The organism is Vibrio nomapromontoriensis, from assembly GCF_050337205.1.
GTDB lineage: Bacteria > Pseudomonadota > Gammaproteobacteria > Enterobacterales > Vibrionaceae > Vibrio > Vibrio nomapromontoriensis.
The window spans coordinates 1-5,208 of record NZ_JAKJSS010000001.1 but is presented as its reverse complement, the minus strand read 5'-3'; the positions used below and the strand labels follow the sequence as shown (position 1 = coordinate 5,208).

The 5,208-nt window shown below is 53.1% G+C and carries 1 protein-coding gene; it reads right to left on the bottom strand.

Translation table 11 applies throughout. The features are described 5' to 3' along the window. A partial coding sequence (locus L4D05_RS00005; RefSeq protein ID WP_428792707.1) for a VCBS domain-containing protein occupies positions 1-5,208 on the bottom strand: 5,208 nt, incomplete at both ends.

The window sequence follows — 5,208 nt, the reverse complement described above, 5'->3', positions numbered from 1 at the left end:
AGGATTCGGTCAGGGTATCGCCCACATCCAATGATTGGATTGGCGCTGAGCTGTTGTCGACTTTGTAGGTCCATTGACCGTCCGTGCCGATGGTGAGGGCACCGTAAGTCGTGCCCACAGGTGTCCCTGCGCCTGCAATGAAGGTCTCTTCATTGGCGTCGGTATCACTGATCACTAAAGTATTGCTGGCGACTAAGTTGCCGTCAGTATCTAAGTCGACCACCGCGTCTTCGGTGGCATCATCACTGGCGCCACTAACAATGCTTGGTAAATCGTTAACGCCGGTAATGGTGATGACGATGTTATGCGTAGTGCCGTCTTCACTGAGTACTTGGAAAGTCTCGGTACGAGTTTCCCCTTCAGAAAGCGACTGCACTGAGCTGTCGGTGTTGTCGATTTCGTAATTCCACGCGCCAGTGGCATCAATAATCAAGGTGCCCACTGGTGTGAGGCCGTTGCCATCATCGACTTTAGTAACGCTGGTTTGGAACTGGCTTTCGCCTTGATCGGTATCGGTAATCGTCAGCTGGCCGCTTTCTTTAAGAAGATCGCCCGCTTGAATATCGGTATCTTCAATCACACCACCGATGTCAGTACCCGCTATCACGGGTGCGTCGTCAGTGCCTTCAATGGTCACTTCGATGATTTGCGTTTTGCTGCCATCAATCGACGCCACTTCAAAGCGCTCAATACGAGTATCGCCATCGCCGAGCTCTTGCACGCCTTCTAGGCTATTATCGACTTTATAGGTCCACGTGCCGTCGGCCAAGATGGTCAGCGTGCCGAGAGGCGACTGACCTTGGTCGTTCGTTAAGCTTGTCACCGTGGTGTTGAACGCTGCTTCGTCGGCATCTAAGTCAGCGATGTCGAGTTTGCCACCACCGATAAGCTCACCCGCGACTTCGCCTGTGTCTTCTTTGACACTGTCTGGCACGTAGTTGGTGATGAAGGTTTCATCTTCCGCGCCATTCACCGTCACGCTAATGGTGTGCTCGGTGCCATCGGCGGAGGTGACAATAAAAGACTCGACTAAGGTGTCACCGACATCAAGAGCTTGCACCTGCGTTAAGGTGTTATCAATGGTGTACGTCCACGTACCATCAGCCAAAATAGACAGGCTGCCTAACGTGGTGCCAACTGAGGTGCCAGCGCCTGCGTTAAAGACATTTTCACCGGCGTCCTCATCGCTGATCACCAGTTGCTCAGAGGCGATGAGGTTATTGCCCACCACACCCACGTCTTCGGTGAGCTCTGCTGATTCGCCACTGACGATGGTCGGCGCGCCGTCCACCCCTTGAATGGTCACAACAATATCTTGATAGCTGCTGCCATCAATGGAGTACACGCGGAACACTTCGTCACGGCTGTCGCCGTCACCCAGCTCTTGCACGCCCGTCAACGAGTTATCGACTTGGTAATGCCACTGGCCATCGGCGGTAATGGTTAAGCTGCCAAGTGGCGAGTCGCCATTGCCATTTTGCTGGCCTTCAACACGAGTAATATCGAACTGCGCTTCACCACTGTCGGCATCGGCAATGTCCAAATCACCACTGTCGGTCAAAATACCGGCGGTATCTTCCGTCACTGAGCCCGGCTCGTAACTGCTAATAATGCTTGGATCTTCTGTGCCATGCACGGTCACAGTAATAGTGTGCTCCGTGCCGTCGGCACTTTTTACAATAAAGGATTCGGTCAGGGTATCGCCCACATCCAATGATTGGATTGGCGCTGAGCTGTTGTCGACTTTGTAGGTCCATTGACCGTCCGTGCCGATGGTGAGGGCACCGTAAGTCGTGCCCACAGGTGTCCCTGCGCCTGCAATGAAGGTCTCTTCATTGGCGTCGGTATCACTGATCACTAAAGTATTGCTGGCGACTAAGTTGCCGTCAGTATCTAAGTCGACCACCGCGTCTTCGGTGGCATCATCACTGGCACCACTAACAATGCTTGGTAAATCGTTAACGCCGGTAATGGTGATGACGATGTTGTGTGTCGTGCCGTCTTCACTGAGTACTTGGAAAGTCTCGGTACGGGTTTCGCCTTCAGAAAGCGACTGCACTGAGCTATCGGTGTTGTCGATTTCGTAATTCCACGCGCCAGTAGCATCAATGCTCAAGGTACCCACTGGCGTGAGGCCATTGCCATCATCGACTTTAGTAACGCTGGTTTGGAACTGGCTTTCGCCTTGGTCGGTATCGCTGATGGTCAGCTGGCCGCTCTCTTTAAGGAGATCGCCCGCTTGAATATTGGTATCTTCAATCACACCACCAATGTCAGTACCCGCGATCACTGGCGCGTCGTCGGTGCCTTCAATGGTCACTTCGATGATTTGTGTTTTGCTGCCATCAATGGACGCCACTTCAAAGCGCTCGACGCGCGTATCACCCGCACCAAGCTCTTGCACGCCTTCTAGGCTATTATCGACTTTGTAGGTCCACGTGCCGTCCGCCAAGATGGTCAGTGTGCCGAGAGGCGATTGACCTTGGTTGTTCGTTAAATTGGTGACGGAGGTGTTAAACGCCGCTTCTCCGGCATCCAAATCGGCAATATCGAGTTTGCCGCCACCTAATAGCTCACCCGCCACTTCGCCTGTGTCTTCTTTGACGCTGTCTGGCACGTAGTTGGTGATGAAAGTTTCATCTTCTGCGCCGTTCACGGTCACACTAATGGTGTGCTCGGTGCCATCGGCGGAGGTGACGATAAAGGATTCGACTAAGGTGTCACCGACATCGAGGGCTTGCACCTGCGTTAAGGTGTTATCAATGGTGTACGTCCAGGTGCCATCAGCCAAAATAGACAGGCTACCTAACGTGGTGCCAACTGAGGTGCCCACGCCTGCATTAAAGACATTTTCACCCGCATCTTCATCGCTAATCACCAGCTGCTCGGTCGCAATGAGATTATTGCCCACAACCGCGACGTCTTCGGTAAGTTCATCGCTATCACCACTGACGATGGTCGGCGCACCGTCCACCCCTTGAATGGTCACAACAATATCTTGATAGCTGCTGCCATCAATAGAGTACACTCGGAACACTTCGTCACGGCTGTCGCCGTCACCCAACTCTTGCACGCCCGTCAACGAGTTATCGACTTGATAACTCCATTGCCCATCAGCGGTAATGGTTAAACTGCCAAGTGGTGAGTCACCATTGCCATTTTGCTGACCTTCAACACGGGTAATATCAAATTGTGCTTCACCACTGTCGGCATCGGCAATGTCCAAATCACCACTGTCGGTCAAAATACCGGCGGTGTCTTCCGTCACTGAGCCCGGCTCGTAACTGCTGATAATGCTTGGATCTTCTGCGCCATGAACGGTCACCGTAATGGTGTGCTCCGTACCATCGGCACTTTTTACGATAAAGGACTCGGTCAGGGTATCGCCCACATCCAATGATTGGATTGGCGCTGAGCTGTTATCAACTTTGTAGGTCCATTGACCGTCCGTGCCGATGGTGAGGGCACCGTAAGTCGTGCCTACTGGTGTCCCTGCGCCTGCGATGAAGGTCTCTTCATTGGCGTCGGTATCACTGATCACTAAAGTATTGCTGGCGACTAAGTTGCCGTCCGTATCTAGGTCGACCGCGGCGTCTTCGGTGGCGTCATCACTGGCGCCACTGACAATGCTTGGTAAATCGTTAACGCCGGTAATGGTGATGACGATGTTGTGCGTTGTGCCGTCTTCACTGAGTACTTGGAAAGTCTCGGTACGGGTTTCGCCTTCAGCAAGTGACTGCACTGAGCTGTCGGTGTTGTCTATCTCGTAATTCCACGCGCCAGTGGCATCAATGGTCAAGGTGCCCACTGGTGTGAGGCCGTTGCCATCATCGACTTTAGTGACGCTGGTTTGGAACTGGCTTTCGCCTTGATCGGTATCGGTAATCGTCAGCTGGCCGCTTTCTTTAAGTAAGTCACCACTTTGGACTTCAAAGTCTTCGGTGACACCACCAATGTCAGTACCCGCTATCACTGGCGCGTCGTCAGTACCTTCAATGGTCACTTCGATGATTTGTGTTTTGCTGCCGTCAATGGACGCCACTTCAAAGCGCTCAATTCGTGTATCACCCGCGCCCAACTCTTGCACGCCAGTGAGGCTATTATCGACTTTGTAGGTCCACGTGCCGTCCGCTAAGATGGTCAGTGTGCCTAGTGGCGACTGACCTTGATCATTGTTTAGACTAGTCACTGTGGTGTTGAGCGCCGCTTCTCCCGCGTCCAAATCGGCAATATCGAGCTTACCGCCACCGAGTAACTCACCCGCCACTTCGCCGGTGTCTTCTTTGACACTGTCTGGGGCGTAGTTGGTGATGAACGTTTCATCTTCCGCGCCATTCACCGTCACGCTAATGGTGTGCTCGGTGCCATCGGCGGAGGTGACAATAAAGGATTCGACCAAGGTGTCACCCACATCGAGGGCTTGCACCTCGGATAAGGTGTTATCGATGGTGTAGGTCCAGGTGCCGTCAGCCAAAATAGACAGGCTGCCTAACGTGGTACCAACTGAGGTGCCCGCGCCTGCATTAAAGACATTTTCACCGGCGTCTTCATCGCTAATGACCAGCTGCTCAGAGGCGACAAGGTTATTGCCCACCACACCCACATCTTCGGTGAGTTCAGCGGATTCACCACTGACGATGGTCGGCGCACCGTCCACCCCTTGAATGGTCACAACAATATCTTGATAGCTGCTGCCATCAATGGAGTACACGCGGAACACTTCGTCACGGCTATCGCCGTCACCCAACTCTTGCACGCCCGTCAACGAATTATCGACTTGGTAATGCCACTGCCCATCAGCGGTAATGGTTAAGCTGCCGAGTGGTGCGTCACCATTACCATTTTGCTGGCCTTCGACACGAGTAATATCAAATTGTGCTTCACCACTGTCGGCATCGGCAATGTCCAAATCACCACTGTCGGTCAAAATACCGGCGGTGTCTTCCGTCACTGAGCCCGGCTCGTAACTGCTGATGATGCTTGGATCTTCCGTGCCATGAACGGTCACCGTAATGGTGTGCTCTGTGCCGTCGGCACTTTTTACAATAAAGGATTCGGTCAGGGTATCGCCCACATCCAATGATTGGATTGGCGCTGAGCTGTTGTCGACTTTGTAGGTCCATTGACCGTCCGTGCCGATGGTGAGGGCACCGTAAGTCGTGCCCACAGGTGTCCCTGCGCCTGCAATGAAGGTCTCTTCATTGGCGT